This is a genomic window from Streptomyces sp. NPDC058663 (assembly GCF_042716745.1).
In the GTDB taxonomy this organism is placed as follows: Bacteria; Actinomycetota; Actinomycetes; order Streptomycetales; family Streptomycetaceae; genus Streptomyces.
Genome location: NZ_JBHXRV010000011.1, coordinates 154940 through 175239 on the forward strand (window position 1 = coordinate 154940; position 20300 = coordinate 175239).

The 20300-nt window shown below is 70.8% G+C and carries 20 protein-coding genes; 11 read left to right on the forward strand and 9 right to left on the reverse strand.

What is annotated here, in order from left to right; all coding sequences use genetic code 11:
* The first annotated feature begins 8 nt into the window (after positions 1 to 8).
* The gene (gene pstB, locus ACFWVV_RS11070) at positions 9 to 785 is read left to right on the forward strand and encodes a phosphate ABC transporter ATP-binding protein PstB (RefSeq protein WP_384345970.1); all 777 of its coding nucleotides are present in this window, start codon (positions 9 to 11) and stop codon (positions 783 to 785) included.
* 241 nt (positions 786 to 1026) lie between these two features.
* Here pstB and ACFWVV_RS11075 read toward each other — a convergent pair whose 3' ends face one another.
* Together ACFWVV_RS11075 and ACFWVV_RS11080 are read right to left on the reverse strand one after the other, a co-directional pair.
* Positions 1027 to 2025, reverse strand: a complete 999-nt coding sequence (locus ACFWVV_RS11075) for an anion permease (RefSeq protein WP_384345972.1) — start codon at positions 2023 to 2025, stop codon at positions 1027 to 1029.
* A 5-nt stretch (positions 2026 to 2030) separates the two neighbouring features.
* A complete protein-coding gene (locus ACFWVV_RS11080) occupies positions 2031 to 2651 on the reverse strand; it encodes a DUF47 domain-containing protein (protein ID WP_384345975.1) in 621 nt (206 codons plus the stop codon).
* A gap of 272 nt (positions 2652 to 2923) precedes the next feature.
* Between ACFWVV_RS11080 and ACFWVV_RS11085 the strand changes: the two genes are divergently transcribed.
* On the forward strand, positions 2924 to 3268 hold the full coding sequence (locus tag ACFWVV_RS11085; RefSeq protein ID WP_384345978.1) for a metal-sensitive transcriptional regulator: 345 nt from the start codon (positions 2924 to 2926) through the stop codon (positions 3266 to 3268).
* 163 nt (positions 3269 to 3431) lie between these two features.
* Here ACFWVV_RS11085 and ACFWVV_RS11090 read toward each other — a convergent pair whose 3' ends face one another.
* A complete protein-coding gene (locus ACFWVV_RS11090) occupies positions 3432 to 3593 on the reverse strand; it encodes a hypothetical protein (protein ID WP_384346060.1) in 162 nt (53 codons plus the stop codon).
* Between the two features lie 182 nt (positions 3594 to 3775).
* The gene (locus ACFWVV_RS11095; RefSeq protein ID WP_384345981.1) at positions 3776 to 4582 is read right to left on the reverse strand and encodes a hypothetical protein; all 807 of its coding nucleotides are present in this window, start codon (positions 4580 to 4582) and stop codon (positions 3776 to 3778) included.
* 240 nt (positions 4583 to 4822) lie between these two features.
* Here ACFWVV_RS11095 and ACFWVV_RS11100 point away from each other — a divergent pair, with 240 nt between their 5' ends.
* The gene (locus tag ACFWVV_RS11100; RefSeq protein WP_384345985.1) at positions 4823 to 5035 is read left to right on the forward strand and encodes a hypothetical protein; all 213 of its coding nucleotides are present in this window, start codon (positions 4823 to 4825) and stop codon (positions 5033 to 5035) included.
* A 150-nt stretch (positions 5036 to 5185) separates the two neighbouring features.
* On the opposite strand, the gene ACFWVV_RS11105 is transcribed toward ACFWVV_RS11100, so the two are convergent.
* The 4 genes from ACFWVV_RS11105 to ACFWVV_RS11120 all read right to left on the reverse strand — a co-directional run bounded on the left by ACFWVV_RS11105 (position 5186) and on the right by ACFWVV_RS11120 (position 9511).
* On the reverse strand, positions 5186 to 5941 hold the full coding sequence (locus ACFWVV_RS11105) for a phosphatase PAP2 family protein (protein ID WP_384345988.1): 756 nt from the start codon (positions 5939 to 5941) through the stop codon (positions 5186 to 5188).
* Between the two features lie 338 nt (positions 5942 to 6279).
* The gene (locus ACFWVV_RS11110) at positions 6280 to 7296 is read right to left on the reverse strand and encodes an NlpC/P60 family protein (RefSeq protein ID WP_384345991.1); all 1017 of its coding nucleotides are present in this window, start codon (positions 7294 to 7296) and stop codon (positions 6280 to 6282) included.
* Between the two features lie 80 nt (positions 7297 to 7376).
* Positions 7377 to 9098, reverse strand: coding sequence for a protein kinase (locus ACFWVV_RS11115; RefSeq protein ID WP_384345993.1), 1722 nt, complete (start codon positions 9096 to 9098; stop codon positions 7377 to 7379).
* Between the two features lie 68 nt (positions 9099 to 9166).
* The gene (locus tag ACFWVV_RS11120) at positions 9167 to 9511 is read right to left on the reverse strand and encodes a hypothetical protein (RefSeq protein ID WP_384345996.1); all 345 of its coding nucleotides are present in this window, start codon (positions 9509 to 9511) and stop codon (positions 9167 to 9169) included.
* Positions 9512 to 9702: 191 nt separating this feature from the next.
* Here ACFWVV_RS11120 and ACFWVV_RS11125 point away from each other — a divergent pair, with 191 nt between their 5' ends.
* The 8 genes from ACFWVV_RS11125 to ACFWVV_RS11160 all read left to right on the forward strand — a co-directional run bounded on the left by ACFWVV_RS11125 (position 9703) and on the right by ACFWVV_RS11160 (position 19607).
* The gene (locus tag ACFWVV_RS11125; protein ID WP_384345999.1) at positions 9703 to 9948 is read left to right on the forward strand and encodes a DUF397 domain-containing protein; all 246 of its coding nucleotides are present in this window, start codon (positions 9703 to 9705) and stop codon (positions 9946 to 9948) included.
* Positions 9949 to 10297: 349 nt separating this feature from the next.
* Positions 10298 to 10606 carry a hypothetical protein gene (locus tag ACFWVV_RS11130; protein WP_384346002.1) on the forward strand — a complete coding sequence of 103 codons (309 nt, stop codon included), beginning with the start codon at positions 10298 to 10300 and terminating at the stop codon, positions 10604 to 10606.
* A gap of 188 nt (positions 10607 to 10794) precedes the next feature.
* Positions 10795 to 11655, forward strand: coding sequence for a hypothetical protein (locus tag ACFWVV_RS11135; protein ID WP_384346005.1), 861 nt, complete (start codon positions 10795 to 10797; stop codon positions 11653 to 11655).
* A complete protein-coding gene (locus ACFWVV_RS11140) occupies positions 11645 to 13063 on the forward strand; it encodes a hypothetical protein (protein ID WP_384346008.1) in 1419 nt (472 codons plus the stop codon). The genes ACFWVV_RS11135 and ACFWVV_RS11140 overlap by 11 nt, the downstream gene beginning before the upstream one ends.
* Positions 13060 to 14610, forward strand: coding sequence for an SCO6880 family protein (locus tag ACFWVV_RS11145; RefSeq protein ID WP_384346011.1), 1551 nt, complete (start codon positions 13060 to 13062; stop codon positions 14608 to 14610). The genes ACFWVV_RS11140 and ACFWVV_RS11145 overlap by 4 nt, the downstream gene beginning before the upstream one ends.
* Before the next feature lie 133 nt (positions 14611 to 14743).
* On the forward strand, positions 14744 to 16177 hold the full coding sequence (locus tag ACFWVV_RS11150) for an ATP-binding protein (protein WP_384346014.1): 1434 nt from the start codon (positions 14744 to 14746) through the stop codon (positions 16175 to 16177).
* Between the two features lies 1 nt (position 16178).
* Positions 16179 to 17945 (forward strand): type IV secretory system conjugative DNA transfer family protein, encoded by a 1767-nt coding sequence (locus ACFWVV_RS11155; protein WP_384346017.1) that lies wholly within the window; start codon positions 16179 to 16181, stop codon positions 17943 to 17945.
* Between the two features lie 198 nt (positions 17946 to 18143).
* A complete protein-coding gene (locus tag ACFWVV_RS11160; protein ID WP_384346020.1) occupies positions 18144 to 19607 on the forward strand; it encodes an amidohydrolase family protein in 1464 nt (487 codons plus the stop codon).
* Here the strand turns inward: ACFWVV_RS11160 and ACFWVV_RS11165 are convergent.
* Positions 19560 to 20162 carry a GNAT family N-acetyltransferase gene (locus ACFWVV_RS11165; RefSeq protein WP_384346022.1) on the reverse strand — a complete coding sequence of 201 codons (603 nt, stop codon included), beginning with the start codon at positions 20160 to 20162 and terminating at the stop codon, positions 19560 to 19562. The two genes, ACFWVV_RS11160 and ACFWVV_RS11165, sit on opposite strands and share 48 nt — an antisense overlap.
* Between the last annotated feature and the right edge of the window lie 138 nt (positions 20163 to 20300).

Sequence of the window (20300 nt, forward strand, 5' to 3'; positions counted from 1 at the left end):
CCGTCATCATGGCAAAGCGAATCGACGTCTCCGGACTCTCCGCCTTCTACGGCACCCACAAGGCAATCGACGACATCTCGATGACCGTCGAGCCCCGCTCCGTGACTGCCTTCATCGGCCCGTCCGGCTGCGGCAAGTCGACCTTCCTGCGCACCCTGAACCGGATGCACGAGGTCACCCCCGGCGGTCGCGTCGAGGGCAAGGTCCTGCTGGACGACGAGAACCTGTACGCGTCCAACGTCGACCCCGTCTCCGTGCGCCGCACCGTCGGCATGGTCTTCCAGCGCCCCAACCCGTTCCCCACCATGTCGATCTTCGACAACGTGGCGGCGGGCCTGCGCCTCAACGGCTCGTACAAGAAGAACGAGCTGGCCGACGTCGTCGAGAAGTCCCTCAAGGGCGCCAACCTCTGGAACGAGGTCAAGGACCGCCTCAACAAGCCGGGCTCCGGCCTCTCCGGCGGCCAGCAGCAGCGCCTGTGCATCGCCCGTGCCATCGCGGTCGAACCGCAGGTCCTGCTCATGGACGAGCCCTGCTCGGCCCTGGACCCGATCTCCACCCTCGCGATCGAGGACCTGATCGGCGAGCTGAAGGAGCGCTTCACGATCGTCATCGTGACGCACAACATGCAGCAGGCCGCCCGCGTCTCCGACCGCACGGCCTTCTTCAACCTCGCGGCGGTCGGGCAGCCCGGCAAGCTGATCGAGATCGACGAGACGGAGCGGATCTTCTCCAACCCGTCCGTCCAGGCCACCGAGGACTATATCTCCGGCCGCTTCGGCTGAGCCGCCACCCCCCAAGACCCTCGCGGTGCTGCATGGCGGTGCCACCGCGAGACCACTTCGCCCCGTCGGGCCCACAAGGCCGGGCGGGGCGAAGCCATGGGCCGGGACCCGCGCGGCAGGGGCCGGGACCCGCGCGGCAGGACAGCGAAAGGGCCCGCCCCGGTGCGCAAGCGAAAGGGCCCGCCCCGGTACGCACCGGAAGCGGGCCCCTCGTACGACAACAGCCCTGAAGCAGCAGCCGCTACCCGAAGGCGAGCTGAACCGCCCAGAAGCTGACGGCGGCCACGAACGCCGCCGCCGGCATCGTGATGAACCAGCCCATGACGATGTTCTTGGCCACGCCCCAGCGCACGGCCCGCGGGCCCTTCGTCGAGCCGACACCCATGATCGCGGAAGTGATCACGTGCGTCGTCGAGATCGGTGCGTGGAACATGAACGAGGCGGTGTACATCACCGAAGCGGCGGTCGTCTCCGCAGCGAAGCCCTGCGGCGGGTCCAGCTCGATGATCCGGCGGCCCAGGGTCCGCATGATGCGCCAGCCGCCCGCGTACGTACCGAGCGAGAGCGTCACCGCGCAGGCGACCTTGACCCAGATCGGAATCGCGTCGTCCTGGCCCTCGACATCGGCGATGACCAGCGCCATCACCACGATGCCCATGGTCTTCTGCGCGTCCTGGAGGCCGTGGCCGAGCGCCATGCCCGCGGCCGAGACCGTCTGGGCGATACGGAAGCCGCGCTTGGCCTTGTGCGGGTTGGCCTTCCGGAACATCCACATGATCGCGACCATCACCAGATAGCCGATGATCAGGCCGACGAACGGCGACAGGAACATCGGGATGACGACCTTGGACAGCACGCCGCCCCAGATCACCTCGGTGCCACCGGCCAGGGCCGCACCCACCATGCCGCCGAACAACGCGTGCGAGGACGACGAGGGAAGCCCGAAGTACCAGGTCACGAGGTTCCACACGATCGCGCCGACGAGCGCGGCGAACAGGATCGCCATGCCCTTCTGGCCGTGCGGGGTTTCGATCAGGCCCTCACTGACGGTCTTCGCGACGCCCTGCCCGAGAAAGGCACCGGCGAGGTTCATGACCGCGGCCATCGCGAGCGCCGCCCGCGGAGTCAGCGCGCGCGTCGACACCGAGGTGGCGATCGCGTTCGCCGAGTCGTGAAAGCCGTTGGTGTACGTAAAACCGAGCGCGACACCGATGGTCACGATCAGCGCAAAGGTGTCCACGAAGCTCAGGACTCCTTGACGGCGATGGTCTCCACCGTGTTCGCCACGTGCTCAAAGGCGTCGGCCGCCTCCTCCAGCACATCCACGATCTGCTTGAGCTTCAGCACCTCCATGGCGTCGTACTTGCCGTTGAAGAGCTGGGCCAGCAGTTTGCGGTGGATCTGGTCCGCCTGGTTCTCCAGCCGGTTGACCTCGATCCAGTACTCGGTGAGGTTGCTCATCGTGCGCAGTCCGGGCATCGCCTCGGCGGTCAGCACGGCCGCCCGCGCCAGCACCTCGATCTGCTGCTCGACGCCCTTGGGCAGTTCTTCCACCTGGTAGAGGACGACCAGGTCGACGGCCTCCTCCATGAAGTCCATGATGTCGTCCAGGCACGACGCGAGGTTGTAGATGTCCTCGCGGTCGAACGGCGTGATGAACGAGGAGTTCAGCTGGTGGAAGATCGCGTGGGTGGCGTCGTCGCCCGCGTGCTCCGCTGCCCGCATCCGCTCCGCGATCTCGGCCCGGGCGGACATATCCGCTCCGAGCAGTTCCATGAGGAGCTTGGAGCCCGTGACGATGTTGTCCGCGGATGCGGAGAACATGTCGTAGAAGCTCGTCTCCCGGGGGGTCAGACGAAAGCGCACGTGGGGTCCTCGGGGTGCATTGGATTCGGTCAGGCTGATGCTAGGCGCATCATCCGGCCACGGCTAACCGGCGTTCTTCAGTGTCGCCCATCGGGCAGAGTGGCGGGCACGGGGCCCCGCGGCCCGGCGGGAAGCGCCGTACAATATACCCACGAGGGGTATGAAGCCCCCGGTGGGCCCCCCGCGCCGGCATCTCGTCGCCCTCCCGCTGATGTCCGCTGTCTCCACCCTGCTTTTCCCTTGATCACCCGTTGCTACCCCTGGAGGACGTGATGACGACCACCGAAGAGGCGGCCAGCATGCCCACGACGGATGCGCCCTCCGAAGCCGCCGTGACGCACGGCTACCACAAGCAGAAGGACGAACACCTCAAGCGCCTGCGCCGCATCGAGGGCCAGATCCGCGGCCTGCAGCGGCTGGTCGACGAGGACGTCTACTGCATCGACATACTCACCCAGGTCTCCGCCTCCACGAAGGCCCTGCAGTCCTTCGCCCTCCAGCTCCTGGAGGAGCACCTGCGGCACTGCGTGGCGGACGCGGCGCTCAAGGGCGGCGCGGAGATCGACGAGAAGGTCGAGGAAGCGACGAAGGCGATCGCGCGGATGATGCGGACCTGACGGACGGAGCGGGCTGACGCCGACGGGTGAGGGGGAGGCAGCCGGTGCTGCCTCCCCCTCACCCCGTCCCGCACCTCCGGGCCGCGACCACCAGGCTGCTCGGCAGCCTGGCTGCTCTCGGCAACTCGGCGGCTCGGAAGCCCCGCTGCTCTCGGCAGCCCGGCTACTCGAACTCCTTCGCCGCAGCCCTCAGCACCTCGTCGATCCGGTCCGCGCTGAGCCGTTCCCCGTCCGTGGACGAGGCGGCGATCATCAGCTCACCGCACAGTTCGATCTCGGCGAGAGCAATGCGGTCCTGTACGGCCGCACCACGCATCAGAGCCACCTGCATCACCTCTTCCCGGCCTTGCCGATCCGGCCGGCCTCCGCTCCTGCCGCGGGCCGACTTCCTAGCGTAGGGAGAAGGACACACGCCGCGCATGGCACGGACGGGCCATTTCACCCCCACCCGCCCTCGCCATACGCCGGAGTGCGCCGGGGCCACGCACGGCCCCCACCGGCACCCGGCTACTGGCGGATCTTGCCCGCGTAGATGTCCTTGGCCGGCGGCAGCACGATCCGCACCGGCCTCCCGAACGCCGCGAGCGACGTGGTGGACGCCACGGCCACGTCCTTGCCCCCGTTCACGAAGCCGAACCGGTGGAGCACCTTGCTCACCCGCCCCCGCTGGTCGAGGTACGCGTCGAACGGCACCCCTTTCTTGGAGAACCCTTTCGCCGCCGCCCCGAGCGCCCCGCGCTGCGCCGCGGACGCGGCCCGCGCGGCCCGGGGCAGATCGACGACGCCGCGGTAGTGCCGCAGCCCGCCCTGCTTCCCGACGTAACGCACGTGCTGCGCGCCCCGCAGCAGCTCGACGGCCGCCATCGGGTCGGTCGCGCCGCCGGTCACCAGGTTTCCGTCCGGGAGGGCCGCGGTCTCGATGCGCACCCACTTGTCGGCGGGGACGCCGGCGCCGCGGTTCTTCATGAACAGCGCGCCCGGGACGAACACCTCGACCATCGGCCGGCGCTCCGGCCGGCCCGCGGGCCCGGTGGGCAGCAGCAGCCGCAGCTGCCCCGTGCTGCCCCGGAAGTCGTACGTCCCCTCGCCGTGGATGGTGACCCGGGTCCCGCCGGCGGCCATCTCCATGCCGGTGCGCACCGAGCCCGCGCTGCCTGCCCGGACCACGGTGTCGGCCGCCCGTCTGACCAGCTCCGCCGGGTCCGCGCCCGGCCGGTCGTCGGCGACGGCACCACCGCCGCCGCACCCGGCGGTCGTCCCCACCAGCCCCGCTACGGCAACAAGTCCGACCGCCCCGTCCCTGACCCTGCCCATCCCGCCGCCTCCGAAGTAAGAGCCCCCTGCTCGCCCCTACAACGACCCCACCCGCACCTGCGTCACGCCTCAAGCCCCGACCCCGACGAAACAACCACGATCCGACCCCCGGCGGAACCTGGCACCACCCCGAGCCCGAAACCCCGAGACCCGGCAGCCTCCCCAGCTCTTCACGCCCCCGCCGCCTCCCGGGCACCTCCGGTCCCCCGCCGCTTTCCGGTCCCAAGTACCGTGGGACGCGTGTCTCAGAACGACCCGCCGTCGGCCCCGGCCGGCACCAGTTGCCACCGCGCCACCACCGCTGAGCGCGGCTCCTTCGCCTACGCCCACTGCACCTGCGGCTGGCGCGGACCGTCCCGCCGCAGTCGCGACAAGGCCCGCCAGGACGCCACCACCCACCACGGCGCCCCTGATCCGCTGCCCTCCCCCCGGACTCCGCCCCGGCACCCCTGAGAACCGCTCCCCACCGCCCGGCGCCCACCCAGGCCGCCGGGCGGCACCGTCGTGCGCGTCACGCCGGGGCGGCACCGCCATCTCCTCGCTCCGGGCTGTACCGTCACGCCCACCGCGCCCAGCGGCGCCCCCGAGTGCCCGTCAGTTCCCTCACGCGGCGAGGTCGTTGAACCCCCGGTCCGTCCCGCTGCCGCCGTCCCCCTCGTGCCGTGCACGGGCCGCCGCCCGCACCTGACCGGCCAGTGCGGCGGCCCGGCGCTCGGCGTCGGCGTCCCGCGCCCGCCTGCTCCGTACGAGCGAGGCGGTCGCACCCCACCGGGAGAGCGCCGCCACCGCGGGAGTCAGCAGCATCATCGCGAGCGGAGCGAGCAGCAGCGTCACCGCCGTCCCCAGCGCGAACCCGCCCACCACGTCGGTCGGGTAGTGCACCCCCATGTACACCCGGCAGAATCCCGCCACCGCGGCCAGCAGGAGCGCCACCACGCCCAGCTTCCGGTCGGCCATGAAGATGCCGACGGCGAGCGCCATCGCGAGCGTCGCGTGGTCGCTCACGAAGGAGAAGTCGGACTTCCCCGCCACCAGGACTTCCAGGCCCCTGTGTTCCATGAACGGCCGTGGCCGCTCCACGAATCCGCGGATCGGGATGTTGACCAGCAGGGCGATACCGGCCGCCAGCGGCGCCCACACGAGCGCGGCCGCCGACGCCACGGAATCCTCGGCACTGCCCCGGCCGCGGCCGCGCCACCAGCACCAGATGCCGACCAGGACGAGGCCGAGCAGGATCCCGTACTCACCGACGAACTCCACGGTCCGGTCGGCCCAGCCCGGCGCATCGGCGGCGATGCCGTTGATGTCGTAGAGCAGGCTGACGTCGGGGTTCGACCCCTCCACTGCTAGTCCAGCCATCTGCACGGCCCCTTGCCCTTGCTGTGTCGCTTCCGCGCGTCCGCCCGCCGCACGCACGGGGTGTGCGTAGCGGGGTCCATCACCCCCGTGACAGTCCCTCGTCGCGTCGGTCGGCAAGGAGCTCCCGGCCGCCTCGACGCACACGTGTACGTGTACGTATGGCCGTCGCATGGTCGGTGCGACGGACACTGCTGATGTTCCCGCCCAGGGAACGCACCGCACCCCACCGGGGTTCCACTCTCCACCGAACGATCACCATGACGTTATCGACTCTTGATCCATCGTCCCAGCTCAGAGGCAAGTCGTCACAGAGAGTTCCGGCCATGTACGACGGCGCGTCAGGCTTCCGGCCGAGCCGTCGGCAGCGCCTCGGCACCCGCTTCCGTCACACGCGTGGCACCGAAATAGTCGGGGGTGTCGATTTTGTCGAAGCGGATGACGGCACCGGTGAAGGGTGCGTTGATCATGTAGCCGCCTCCGACGTAGATGCCGACGTGGCGGATTTTGCGCGAGTTGGTGAGGTCGTCGGAGAAGAAGACGAGGTCGCCGGGGAGCAGTTCCTCGCGGGAGGGGTGGGGGCCGGCGTTGTACTGGTCGTTGGCCACACGCGGCAGCTCGATGTCGACGGTCCGGTACGCGGCCTGCGTGAGCCCGGAACAGTCGAACCGCCCCTGCTGTTCCGGGGTGCCGTTGCCACCCCAGAGATAGGGGGTGCCGAGCTTCTTCTGCGCGTAGTAGATGGCCGCGGCGGCCTGCCGCGAGGGCGCGACCCGGCCGACGGGCTTGGCGAAGCTCTGCTCGAGGGAACGGATGATCTTTACGTAGTTCTTGGTTTCCGGGTACGGGGGAACGCCCCCGTACTTGATGACCGCGTACGCCCCGGCGTTGTAGGCCGCGAGCATGTTGTTGGTCGGGTCCCCCGGGGCCTTCTTCACGTACCCGGCCAGTTCGCAGTCGTACGAGGCGGCCGACGGGATGGCGTCCGCCGGGTCCCAGATGTCCTTGTCGCCGTCGCGGTCCCCGTCCACGCCGTGGGCGGCCCAGGTGCCGGGGATGAACTGGGCGATCCCCCGCGCGTCGGCCGGGCTGACCGCCTTGGGGTTCCAGCCGCTCTCCTGGTACAGCTGCGCGGCGAGCAGCGCGGGATTGATGGCGGGGCAGAGGTTGCCCCATCGCTGCACCAGGGGCTGGTACAGGGCGGGCACCGCGCCCTTGGCGAGGGCGACCGCCCGTCCTCCGGCACCACCCTGCCCGGCCAGCCCAGCGGCCGCCGAGAACGTTCCGACGACGAGCAGCGTGAGGAAGGCCAGGCACAGCCCGACCCCGATCCCGCTCGCAACCCAGACTTTGCGCACCCCTCAACCCTCCCCCATCCAAGCTGTTTGTACGTCCGTTTCGCCGCAGGCATGTCGCGGTGGCGCCCCGGCCGGGCCCGTCAGCGTGGGTACATGAACCCCTCGCACTGGATGACCTTGTACGCCTTGGGCGCCGTGACGTGCAGGAAACTGACGGTCCATTCGCCGGTGTACGAGGAGAGCGGGGCGGCCGGCAGCCTCTTGCCGCCCACCCTGGCCGTGAAGTCGTCCGGGTAGGTGAAGGACTTGAACTCCTCGCCCCCGCCCTCGTGCAGATTCAGCACCTTGCTCACGGCCCCGAGTTCGGTGTTGTCCTTGCCGTCCTTCGTCACGGGCTTCACGGCGACGGCCACGTAGTACGGCGGCGCGCCCGCCACGGAGTACTTGAGCCGGTAACCGATCTCCACCTTGCCCGGCGGCATGTCGCTGGGCGCGCCGTTGCGCGGCATGGAGGTCTGCAGGTCCAGCGGGGCCTGCTCCTCCGGAGGGAGCGCGCATGTGTCCCGCAGCCCGTTCCACCAGTGGGCGGCGGGGGCGGTCTGCTCCACGTACTGCGGCGGCCCGGCCGGTTCCTCGCTCTTCGGGGCATCCCCGGCCCCGGGTGCGCGTGTCCCCGCGCCGTCACCCGGGCTCGCACCTCCCGTCCGTCCCGCCCCGCCCGCCCCGGGCGTGGACGAACCCGCCGTCTGCTGCGCCCCGCCCGCCCCCGGCGTCCCGGAAGCCCCGCCCTCGTCGGGCGGCGGCCGCAGCCACAGCGCGCCGGCTACCGACACCCCCACCACCGCTCCCACTGCGGCGGCCACCAGCCAAGGACGGGTGCGCCGCCCCGTTCCGCCGGGCGCGGCCGACGTGCCCCCCGGCCCGGCGCCCACCGTCGGCACGTACCCCAGCCCCGGTCCTCCCGTGGGCAGCTCGTGCAGGACGTCGGGCGCCTCGGGCACCGACTCGCCGAGTCCGCCCACCACCGCCCCGTAGAACGGATCGTCCACCAGCGCGATGCGGACCGCGCAACGACGGATGACCTCCCCGGGCGTGGGCCGGTCGACGTGGTCCTTCGCCACGCACGCCCGTACCAGCTCGACGAGCCCGGTGTCCGTGACCCCGTCCAGGTCTATCGGCTCGTGCACGGCGCGGTAGGAGACGGCGTCCGTCGGCCCGCTGCCGAAGGGCGGGCGGCCCGTCACCGCGTAGGCCACCGTGGCACCCAGCGCGAAGACATCGGCCTCGGGCCCGACCTGATTGCGTATCAGCACCTCGGGCGCGGTGAACCCCGGTGTGCCCGGTGCCGTCCCCGTCACGGTCAGCGCCGTGTCCCCGACGCCGCGCGCGATGCCGAAGTCGATGAGCTGGGGGCCCTGGCCGGCCAGGATCACGTTCATCGGCTTGAGGTCCCGGTGCGTCACGTCGTACGCGTGGACACTCGCCAGCCCCTCCGCCAGCGCGGCGCACAGCCCGCGCGCGGTGTCCGCGGGGAAGGCGCCGCGCTCCCGCACCGCGCGGGCGAGCGTCGGCCCGCTCACGTACTCGGTGGCGATCCAGTACGGCGCGCCCTCCAGCGAGGCGTCGATCAGATTGGCGGTGTAGGCGCTGCGCACGGCCCGTACGGTGTTCGCCTCGCGCCGGAACCGGGACAGCGCCTCCGGATGGTCGGTGATCTCGTCCCGGATGACCTTGATGGCCACCAGCCGCCCACCCGGCGACCGCCCCAGGTACACCTGCCCCATCCCACCGGCCCCGAGACGCGCGAGAAGGGTGTACGCGCCGATGCTGGCCGGGTCCTGGCGGGGCCTGAGTGATTCCACCCGGCCGACTGTACCGAGGCGTGCTGGACCTCTCCCAGGGGGAGTTGACGTCAACTCCACCCCCACGGTTACTTCGGCAGCACCCCCGTCGCGAGGCTGAGCGAGAAGAGTGCGGAGATGTGGGCAGTCACCAGCGCGGCCCACCCCACGAACGGCAGCTGCCACCGCTCCCGCGCCAACAGGCGCCACTCGTGGACGGCCGCACCGACCCCGACGACGTACAGCGGAACCCACAGCAGCGCCCACCAGTTCCAGGGGCCTTCGGTCCACCGGATGACGAGGGAGGGGATCCCGAAGAGGAACAGGACGTAGCCCCACCCCGGCTTCTCCTTCTCCTGCTCCTTCTCCTGCCCGGCCCCGGCCCCGGCCCCGACCGCCGCCCCGCCTGCCTTGTTCGCCCCGTTGCTGCGCATCCGCACCCCTTCGTCACGTGTGTACGGCAGCAACCCTCTCACCGGCAGCCGCCCCGGAAGCCGAGGGGTGCGGCCGGTTGCCGAGGGGCGCGGCCCGGAAGCCGAGCGGTGCGGCCCCCCGGGGCCCCTCCCTAAGCTGGCCCGTGGAGCCGCCCGGACGGCCGCGCCACCCCCGCAGAAGGAGGAGCCCCATGGACACCCCCGCCCCCCTCATCTGGACCCGGGCCGCCCCCGAGGGCGCGGAGGGCCCTGGCCCCTGGATCGAGATCGCCTTCGGCCCCGGCGAGGGCCCCGAGGACCTGGTCCACCTCCGCGAGACCAGCGACCCGGACACCGTCGTCACCACCAACCGCCGCAAGTGGGACGCGTTCGTGCTCGGCGTACGAGCGGGCGAGTTCGACCACTTCGTCGCGGACCTCGACACCCGCCACCCCTGACCGGGCCGACGGCCGGCTGGCCGGCCGCGCGACCATGACGGTCACTCAGCGTCCCTGCACCACGCGCGCGGACGCCCTTCCCGCACGTAACAGAGCCAAGGTGCCTAACGCCAGTCATTGCCCGGAGTCACTCTCCGTGATACACAGAGTGACGATACGGCTTTCCGCATAAATCCGGTCCCCTTCGCTCCGCATCGCAGGTCAGAGCGGTGGGACCGGACTCATGTGCGGAAGTCGGGTAAAGAGAGCCGCCAAGTCGACATACCGGGGCGGTTTCATCAGCGAAGATAGGGCGATGCTCTCTGCCGTCCGGCAGAGCGGCGAACTTCCCAACAGGGGCGGTGACTTAATGATCCTGGCAGCCGAAAAGGGCGACATCACCACCATCATCGGCGGAATCGCGCCGAACTGGGGCCCGTTCGGGAGCCTCGGCAGCGAAGCCCGCATCATGATCGAGGTCGTGATGGCCGTGGCCATCCTCCTCTGCCTCGGCATCGCCATCTGGGGCGCGGCAAAGCAGCGGATCGGCGCTACGGCACTGCGCGACACGTTCAGCGCCGAACAGGGCAAGGGCCTCATCGTCGCGGGCCTGACCGGTGTCTTCATCATCGGATCGCTCGGCACGCTGTTCACCATCGTGTACGGAATGGCCGTCTAGCCTCCTCCTCCCCGTCCTCACCGGGCGCGCCCGGCCCTCCCCCTGAGGTTGCGTTTCCTGATGACGAGTCACCACACCGCGCCCGTGCGGGAAGCAGCCCCGCTACCGTCTAAGTACGACGCATGCGAATGCGAGTGCGAGTGCGACCACGGCACGGGACTGCGAAAGGCTGAGGGGGCGTACGCGGCATGAGCCTCGGTGAGGACGACGACCGGAGGGGACCCGACGACCCCTATACGACGATGGGCGGCACCCGCCAGACCCGTACCCGCATGCCGGACGACCCGGGCTCGCCCCGCCCCCGCGGCTCCCGCCCCGGCCCCAGGGCCTCGCGGTCGATGATCACGGTCGTGGCAGTGGTGGTACTCCTGATCGCGGCCATCGCCTTCGCGAACAGGGGGCCGGGGAGCGGCCCGGCCGACAAGGGCGGAAACGGCCAGGCCGACAAGCCTTCGTCGGAGTCGACGGCGGCGACGGGCGAGAGGCCGGTGCAGGCTCACTCCGGTGCCCTGCCTTCGGGCTATGCGCACAACGCGCAAGGCGCCCAGAGCGCTGCCGCCAACTTCGCCGTCGCACTGGTCTCCGCCGACATCCTCAAGCCGGACCGTCGTCGCGAGATCGTGCCCCAGGTGTTCGTCCCCGCCAAGGTCGATGAACTTCAGGCGAAGTTCGACGCGGCGTACGACAAGGCATTCCTCGACAAGGTCGGCCTCGACGCCAAGGGGAACGCGGGCAAGGGCAGAACGTACGTCTCCAGGACCGCCCCCGTCGGCACCAAGGTCACGGCATCCTCCGACACCACCTCGACGGTCGAGGTCTGGTGCACCGGCGTGTTCGGAACGGCCGGCGGTGGCGCCGAGACCAAACCGGTGACGAACGACTGGTTCACCATGGTCTTCAATCTCCAGTGGAGCGACAACGACTGGAAGGTAGAGAGCTACTCCCAGAGAGAGGGCCCGGCTCCCGTGAACGCCGACCGTAGGGCCTCCGACGCAGATGCGATCGCCAAGGCAGTCGAGGAGTACGGAGGATTCACGTATGCCCGGTAGCCCGCGCCGCGCGCTCAAGATCACCGCTGTCCTGGCATCGGCCCAGGCCACCGTCGTGGTCATGTCGGCGCGTGCCTTTGCAGCTCCGACACCGCCGCCGACGCCGGCACCCTCCAGCAACTGCGACCTCATCGTCGGCCCCGCCAAGGAGTACTGCGAACAAGGCAACTCCGCCCCCGGCTCCACCGCTCCCGGCACCTCCCCCTCCACCGTCGCCCCCTCCCCCGCCGACTCCACGCTCGACCCCCTCACCTCCCTCGCCAAGGGCTGCGCAGACGCCGCCGCCTGGATCGTCGGCAAGCTCAGCGAGGCCGTGAACTCCACCGCCAACGTGGACTTCACCAACCCCAAGTTCCTCCAGCAGTACGCCGTCGTGTTCGCCGCATCGACCGTGCTGACCCTGGTCCTGTGGCTGCTGGCCGTCGCCAAGCGCGCCATGCGCGGCGTACCGCTCGCCACCGCCGTCTCCGAGGCCATCGGATTCCTCTGGCTGACGGTCCTGGCGTCCGCGTTCACGCCGCTGATCCTCTACACGATCGTCTCGGCCACCGACGGCGTCACCAAGGTCATCGCCTCCGCGTCCGGCGGCGAGACCGACGTCTTCTTCGGGTCGTTCGCCGAGGCACTGCAAAAGCGCGACCAGATCGGCGGCGGCCCGATCATGCTGATCGTCGTCGCCCTCGTCACGATCCTCGCCGCGGGCGTCCTCTGGCTCGAACTGGTCGTCCGTGCGGCCCTCCTCTACGTCGGCGCCCTCCTCGGCACCGTCGTCTACGCAGGACTCGTCGACAAGAACCTCTGGAGCCACGTCCGCCGCTGGGCCGGCATCATGATCGCGGTGATCCTGGTCAAACCGGTGATCGTGATCGTGCTCGGCCTGGCCGGCGCCCTCTCCACCGGCGACGGCCCCAACGCCTTCTCCGCCGTCGTCTCCGGCCTCGCCATCATCCTGCTGGCCATCTTCGCCTCCGCGATGATCTACCGGTTCGTGCCCGGCTTCGGCGACGACATCGCCGCCGCCAGTGCCAGCCGAAAGCAGGTCACCGACGGCGCCCGCGCCTCCGCGGTCCTCTCCTCCCCCGCCAACCTCGTCTCCCAGGGCATCAAGACCCACAGCAGCCGCGGCGGAGGCGGCGGCGCACCCGCCCCCCGCCAGGCGTCCACCGCGTCCGCCAGCGGCGGCATCACCGCCCACGGCTCCCGTACGGGCAGCGGCGGCAGCCCCTCGGCCGGAAGCGGAGGCGCAATCGGAGGCGGCGGCGGAGGCCAGGGCGCGATCCCGTCGGCCGCCCCCTCGGCCCGCAGCAACAGCACCCACAGCAATCGCGGCACCGGCGGTGCGGGCAACACCGGCAGCTCCGGTACGCCCCACAGCCACCGCAAGAACACAGGAGGAGGAGGGCGTTGACCACCCAGTCCCACCCGATCGCGCCCCGCCGTACCTATCTCATCGGCCGGGCCAGGCCGAACGCCATCGTCGGCAAGAACCGCGAGACCGGCGAGATCGCACTGATCATCGCGGGCGCGTTCCTCGGCATGATGTGCGGACTCCTCGTCCCCAGCCTCTCCCTGCGCATCATGTTGCTCGTCGGCTTCCCGCTGCTCGCCCTGATGGCGGTGTACGTGCCCTACAAGCACCGCACCTTCTACAAGTGGTTCGAGATCAACCGGAGCTACAAGCGGAACCTCCGCAAGGGGACCACGTACCGTTCCCACGCCATGGAGGCGGGCGTCAAGGGCGACGGGCGCGAGATCGAGATCGGCCCGCCGCCGGGGATCGGCAGGATCAACTGGCTGGCCGCCCCCTTCGGCCCGGACGAGATCGCGGTACTGCTGCACGCCGACCGCCGCACCGTCACCGCCGCCATCGAGATCGAGGGTCCGGGCGTCGGCCTGCGCGACAGCGAGGACCAGGAAGCCCTGGTGGACCGTTTCGGCACCCTGCTCAAGCACGTGGCGAACGGCGACGGCTTCGTCACCCGGCTGCAGATGCTGGCCCGTACCCTCCCCGCCGACCCCGACGCCCACGCCAAGGACGTCGCCCAGCGCGGCGACCACTCCGCCCCCGAGTGGCTCACCGACTCCTACGACCAGCTCCAGTCGATGGTGTCGACCTCCAGCGAACAGCACCGCGCGTACCTGGTCGCCTGCATGCACTACACCCGCGAACTGGCCGCCGAGGGCGCCGCGATGGCCCGGGCGACCCGCCCCAAGGGCAGCCGCAAACTGGACAAGGACGCCGGACTCGCCATCGTCATGGCGCGCGAGCTCACCGACATCTGCGCCCGGCTCGCCGAGGCCGACATCCGGGTACGTCAGCCGCTCGGCCAGGGCCGGCTGTCCTCGCTCGTCCACTCCATGTACGACCCGGACCACCCCATCGACCACATCCAGGCCATGACCAAGCGCAACGCCTGGCCGGCCGAGCTGGACGCGATGGAGCCGACGTACCTCCAGGCCAAGACCCGCGAGTCGCTGACCCGCGAGCCGTGGTGCCACGCCACCGCCTGGGTGAAGGAGTGGCCGATGACCCCGGTCGGCGTCAACTTCCTGGCCCCCCTCCTGGTCCACACCCCGGACGTGATCCGCACGGTGGCCGTCTGCATGGACCTCGAACCCACCGAGGTCGCCATCGAGCGGATGCTCACCGAGAAGACCAACGACGAGGCCGACGCGTCCCGCGCCGCCAAGATGAACCGCACCGTCGACCCCCGCGACATCGCCGCCCACGGCCGCCTCGACCAGCGCGGCGAGGACCTGGCGTCCGGCGCAGCAGGGGTCAACATCGTCGGCTACATCACCGTCTCCTCCCGCAATCCGGAGGCGCTCGCCCGCGACAAGCGCACCATCCGCGCCTCGGCCGGAAAGTCGTACCTGAAGCTGGAGTGGTGCGACCGCGAGCACCACCGCGCCTTCGTCAACACGCTCCCCTTCGCCACCGGCATCCGCCGCTGACCCACCGCCCCCGCCCCCTGCCGGCACCCGTCGCCGGCCGACCCCAGCACTCCCGCACGTTCTCCCGCACGGCAGCCCCGCTGAGCACTCCCCCCGCACCCCCGGCGCCCTGAACCGCCCGAAAGGACAGACCATGCGAGACCCGCTGTCCGCAGCCACGGAGGCCTTCACCAGCTTCCTCTTCGGCAAGGTCGAGACGACGCGACTGCCGGTCCGTACGTCCACCGGCCAGGCGCAGGCGGTCTACCTCCCGACGGCGGCGCCCGGCCTCGGCGACTCGGGCGTCATCATCGGACGTGAGGTCTACAGCGGCAAGGGCTACATCTACGACCCCTTCCAGCTGTACGGGCAGCAACTGCCCGCCCCCCACTGGCTGGTGCTCGGCGAGTCCGGCAACGGCAAGTCGGCGCTCGAGAAGACGTACGTACTGCGCCAGCTCCGCTTCAAGGACCGGCAGGTCGTCGTCCTGGACGCGCAGGGCGAGGACGGCGTCGGCGAGTGGAACCTCGTCGCCCAGCAGCTGGGCATAACTCCCATCCGTCTCGACCCGATGGCCGCCCTCAACGACGGCATCCGGCTCAACCCCCTCGACCCCGCCATCACCACCACCGGGCAGCTGGCCCTGCTCCGTACGATCATCGAAGTCGCCATGGGCCACGGACTCGACGAACGCTCCGGCTTCGCCCTCAAGGTCGCCCACGCGTACGTCAACGAGACCATCACCACCCGTCAGCCCGTACTGACGGACATCGTCGAGCAGCTGAGGCACCCGGAGCCGGAGTCGGCGGAGGCGATGAACGTCGACATAGACGACGTCCGCGCCTGGGGCCTGGACGTCGCGCTCGTTCTCGACCGACTGGTCGACGGTGACCTGCGCGGCATGTTCGACGGCCCGACGACGGTCGGCATCGACCTCGACGCGCCCCTGATCGTCTTCGACCTCTCCCACATCGACCGCAACTCCATCGCCATGCCGATCCTCATGGCGATCGTCGGGGTGTGGCTGGAACACACCTGGATCCGCCCCGACCGGGTCAAGCGCATCTTCCTCGTCGAAGAGGCCTGGCACATCATCAACAGCCCGTTCGTCGCGCAGCTCTTCCAGCGCCTGCTGAAGTTCGGGCGGCGCCTCGGCCTGTCCTTCGTGGCCGTCGTCCACCACCTCTCCGACGTGGTCGACGGCGCGGCCGCCCGCGAGGCCGCAGCCATCCTCAAGATGGCCTCCACCCGCACCATCTACGCCCAGAAGGCCGACGAGGCCAGAGCAACGGGCAAGGTCCTCGGTCTGCCCCGCTGGGCCGTCGAGATCATCCCCACCCTGACCCCCGGCATCGCCGTCTGGGACGTCAACGGCAACGTCCAGGTCGTCAAACACCTCATCACCGAGGCCGAACGCCCGCTCGTCTTCACCGACCGCGCCATGACCGAGTCCTCGGCCTCCCTTCCGCAGGAGGACGACTTCCTCAACGACGAGGCCCGCGCCGCCGACTGGGAGGCGGAACAACGCGCGGCTCTGATCGAAGCCCAGATGGCCGAAGTCGAATCCTCGGACGCCACGGTCGCCTGACATGCCCACCCCGCACCCCACCCACGGCCCCGCCGGCCACAACCACCGGAGCCACCGGAACACCCGCCCGGAGGGCGGCATCCCCGATGGTCTCCTCGTGGGCCTCCTCGCGTTCCTCCTGGGCCTGACCGTCCTGGCCTGGACCGCCACCGGCCTCTCCGGCCTCTTCGCGCACGGCGCCTGGCCGACGAACGTCACGTTCCCGAACACCCCCACCGCCGTGCGTCAACTCGCCACGGCCCCCCAGGACCTGGCGGCGGCCTGGCCCGCCACACCCCCCGGGGAACTCTCCGGCTACGGCCTCTTCTGGGGCCTCTTCATCGGTCAGCTCATGATCCTGATCGTCCTCACGGTCTTCACCCTGGGCACCCTCGCCCGCTGGCGCCACCTCCGCCACCCCACACGCCCGTCCGACACGGCCACCTTGGCCACCCCGCCCCCTCGGACGCCGCAGCCACCCCAGACGCCCCCTTGGGCGCCGCAGCCACCCCAAACGCCCCAGCCCTCCTGGACGGCGGGGCCACCCCAGACGCCCCCGCCCCCTCGGACGCCGCAGCCACCCCAGACGCCCCCGCCCTCTTGGACGGCGGGGCCGCCCCAGACGCCCCCGCCCCCTTGGGCGGCGGGGCCGCCCCCCGGGGGCGGAACGGGCGGGCAAGGGGGCGGCCCCCCGGCGGAGCCACACCGTCCCACCCCGCCCGACCCCGCTCCCCCCACCGCCCCCCGCGCCACACCGACACCCCCGCCCGACGCCATCACCGAACCCCAACCTGGGTCCGGAACCGCCCCCACCCCCGGGACCGAAACCGGGCCCACCCCCGGAACCAGGCCCACCCTCTACCCCTCCCCCACCCCCCTCTACCCCCGCAAATCCCACCGCCCCACCACCCTCCACACCATCCTCGACGCCCCCGGCCCCACCCTCATCGTCACCTCCGACCCCACCCTCTGGTCCGAGACCACCGGCCCCCGCTCCAAGCTCGGCCCCGTGCTCCTCTACGACCCCAACCACCTCTGCGATACCCCGGACCGCCTCCACTGGTCCCCTACGTCCGGCTGCGAGCACCCGCAGACCGCCGCCGCCCGCGCGACCGCCCTCCTCGCCCCGGTCCGCCCCCAGGCCCGCATGGACGCGGCCATCGCCGACACCGCGGAAACACTCCTGCGCAGCTACCTGCACGCGGCCGCGATCACCGGCAGCAACTCCCTCAAGCAGCTCCACCGCTGGACCCAGGGGACCCACACCCACGAGGCCGTCCGCATCCTGCGCACCCACCCCAAAGCCACCTCCGGCGCCGCCGGCCTCCTGGAGTCCGCGCTCACCGCCTACCCCGAACGCCGCGAAATGGCCCAGGAGTTGACCGCGCGAGCCTTCTCCGCCCTCTCTTCGATCCACATCCGCGAATCCTGCACACCCAACCGAAGCGATTCGCTCACCTTGGAATCATTTGCGGACGAGGGGGGAACGCTTTATGTGGTCGGTGAAGCAATCGAAGACCCACGCACCCGCCGCACCGGACCGGGTGCGATGCCCTTGCTCACCGCCCTCACCTCACACGTGGTCGAGCACGGCCGCCGCATGGCCGCACGGTCATCCGACGGTCGGCTCGACCCACCAATGACACTCGTCCTGGACGATGTCGCGGCCGTGGCTCCCCTTCCCCAGCTCCCGGAGCTCCTCACGGCCGGTCAGGGCCAAGGTCTCCCGACCCTGGCCCTGCTCCGCTCCGAGGAACAGTTCACATCCCGGTGGCCGCAGGCCCGTTGAGCGGCGAAACCCGCTGGCCACAAGCACGTCGAGCTCCGCCGGCTGCTGCTCCGTACCCGATCGTCGCGCCGTCCAGGTGCACTTACGTACACCCACGGCGCGCCTGCCTCCCCCATTCCCGTACGCCTCCGAATCCGCGAGAGTCACACGTATCCCCCCAGGGAGCGCCACCACTCCGCACCGGAAGAAGAGGCCCGTATGCCCGCCCCAAGCCCCACCGCCCCGGCCGACACCCTCGTACTCACCCACGCCACCGTCCTGGACGGCACCGCCGCACGCCCCCGCCATGACCACACGCTGGTCCTGCGCGGCGGCCACCTCGTCGAAGACGGCCCCAGCGCCCAGCTCCGGCCCCCGCCCGGCGCCCGCGTCGTCGACCTCACCGGCAAGTACGTCATCCCGGGCCTGATCGAGTCGCACATCCACACCACGGACGGCCAGGACGGCTACACCCCGCCGCTCTTCCCTTTGACCGGTGTCACCTCGGTCCGCGAAATGTGGGGCACCCCCCGCCAGCACGCCTGGCGCGAAAGAATCGAAGAAGGCTCCCTGCTGGGCCCCCGGTTCGTCATCGCCGGACCGATCATCGACGGCCCGCCCTCGATCTGGGCCCGGGACACCGGGCTCCCCGTCATCGAGGTGGCGGACGCCCCGTCCGCCCGGGCCGCCGTCCGCCGGGTGAAGCGCGAGGGAGCCGACTTCGTGAAGGTCTACTCCCGGCTCTCCACCGAGGCGTACGCGGCCATCGCCGACGAGTCCCGCGCCCAGGGCATCCCCTTCGCGGGCCACTGCCCCGACACCCTCCCGATGGCCGTGGCCGCCACCTCGGGACAACGCTCCATCGAGCACCTGCACGCCATGCTCCTCGCCACCTCCTCGCGCGAACGCGAGATCCGCGCGGGCCTGGCAGCAGTCCGCATCGACCCCGACGACTCCTCCAGCCTGTCCCGCTACGACAGTTGGTTCCGGCAGGTGCACCCGCTGGAGTGGCAGGCGATGCGGTCGTACGACAAGGACCGCGCCCGCCGCCTCTTCGCCACGCTCGCCGAGAACGGCACGTACGTCGTCCCGACCCTCACCATCCACCGCACCCTGGAGCGCCCCGACGACCTCCCCACTGCTGCGGACGAATGGAAGTACGTCCCCGGCTGGCAGGTCGAATCCTGGCCACACATCCTGGAGGCCCTGCTCGGCTCCCGTACGCCCGAGGACACCGCCCGCGTCCGCGAGATACACGAGCACCGCCTGCGGCTGGTGGACGAGATGCATCGTGCCGGAGTGCGCCTCGCCGCCGGGACGGACACCGGTACCGGCTACTCGGTACCCGGCTTCTCCCTGCACGGCGAACTCGCCCTCCTCGCCGAGGCCGGCCTTCCCACTCACCAGGTGCTCGGGGCCGCCACCACCGTCCCCGCCCAGCTGCTCGGGCTCCCGAAGGACCGCCCCGCAGACCTGGTGGTCCTCGACGCGGACCCGCTCGCGGACATCACCCACACCCGCCGGATCCACGCGGTCGTCAACGCCGGCCGCTACATCGACCCACAGGAACGCATACGCCTGCTGGCCGACGTGGCCAAGGCCGCCGCAGCGGCCACCCCGCCGACCGCAGAACCGTCAACCCCGACGCCCGTACCCCACTGCGCCTGCAACGCCCCGCACTGACCCCGGCCGCCACACGGCCATCTCGAGCTCGTTCTCGTCCGAACGGTCGCCGTCCATCGCGACTCTGTGACCCGTCAGTTCGAAGCCCACCTTCCGGTACAGCGCCTCCGCCCGCGCATTCCGCTCGTGAACGAACAACCGCACCCGCTCGATCCGCGGCTCGGCCAGCCCGAAGGACCATTCCACGGCTGCATCGAACAGTGCGTCCGCGATCCCTGCCCCCCGCGCATCCGGCCGTACGAAGACTCCGACCACATGGGTCTGGTCGTGGGCCGCCGCGCCCGCGAAGCCCCCTCCCGAGCCGGCGCGTTCGACCATCACGGTCACGCTCCCGTCCCAGCGCCCGTCCGGTGCCTCGGCCACGAACTGCGCGATGACGTCCCCTTCGGCCGACCGCGCGGCCCGCCCCTGCCAGAACGGGTCCGCCTGTCCGGCCGCGTTCTCATAGGTCTCAAGGAAGGCGATCGATGCCACGGGGTCCTGCAGAGCGGCCAGCCGCAAGTCCCTGACCTGCCGCCAGTCATCGGCACGCACCCGGCGTATGAGGTGTTCCATGTGCCGATGCTATAGACGGAGACGGTGCTGGTAAACGCAAAAAAGCCCCGTACCGGTATCCCCGGTACGGGGCTCTTCGCAATGATTGTTCGGCGGCGTCCTACTCTCCCACAGGGTCCCCCCTGCAGTACCATCGGC

What these genes read in the sequence shown, in the direction of transcription:
- ACFWVV_RS11120 (WP_384345996.1), bottom strand. Translation starts at nt 9,511, where the DNA reads ATGCGCAGCAACGGGGCGAACAAGGCAGGCGGGGCGGCGGTCGGGGCC.
- ACFWVV_RS11160 (WP_384346020.1), top strand. Translation starts at nt 18,144, where the DNA reads ATGCCCGCCCCAAGCCCCACCGCCCCGGCCGACACCCTCGTACTCACC.
- ACFWVV_RS11130 (WP_384346002.1), top strand. Translation starts at nt 10,298, where the DNA reads ATGATCCTGGCAGCCGAAAAGGGCGACATCACCACCATCATCGGCGGA.
- ACFWVV_RS11140 (WP_384346008.1), top strand. Translation starts at nt 11,645, where the DNA reads ATGCCCGGTAGCCCGCGCCGCGCGCTCAAGATCACCGCTGTCCTGGCA.
- ACFWVV_RS11135 (WP_384346005.1), top strand. Translation starts at nt 10,795, where the DNA reads ATGAGCCTCGGTGAGGACGACGACCGGAGGGGACCCGACGACCCCTAT.
- ACFWVV_RS11165 (WP_384346022.1), bottom strand. Translation starts at nt 20,162, where the DNA reads ATGGAACACCTCATACGCCGGGTGCGTGCCGATGACTGGCGGCAGGTC.
- ACFWVV_RS11150 (WP_384346014.1), top strand. Translation starts at nt 14,744, where the DNA reads ATGCGAGACCCGCTGTCCGCAGCCACGGAGGCCTTCACCAGCTTCCTC.
- ACFWVV_RS11095 (WP_384345981.1), bottom strand. Translation starts at nt 4,582, where the DNA reads ATGGGCAGGGTCAGGGACGGGGCGGTCGGACTTGTTGCCGTAGCGGGG.
- pstB (WP_384345970.1), top strand. Translation starts at nt 9, where the DNA reads ATGGCAAAGCGAATCGACGTCTCCGGACTCTCCGCCTTCTACGGCACC.
- ACFWVV_RS11105 (WP_384345988.1), bottom strand. Translation starts at nt 5,941, where the DNA reads ATGGCTGGACTAGCAGTGGAGGGGTCGAACCCCGACGTCAGCCTGCTC.
- ACFWVV_RS11155 (WP_384346017.1), top strand. Translation starts at nt 16,179, where the DNA reads ATGCCCACCCCGCACCCCACCCACGGCCCCGCCGGCCACAACCACCGG.
- ACFWVV_RS11125 (WP_384345999.1), top strand. Translation starts at nt 9,703, where the DNA reads ATGGACACCCCCGCCCCCCTCATCTGGACCCGGGCCGCCCCCGAGGGC.
- ACFWVV_RS11085 (WP_384345978.1), top strand. Translation starts at nt 2,924, where the DNA reads ATGACGACCACCGAAGAGGCGGCCAGCATGCCCACGACGGATGCGCCC.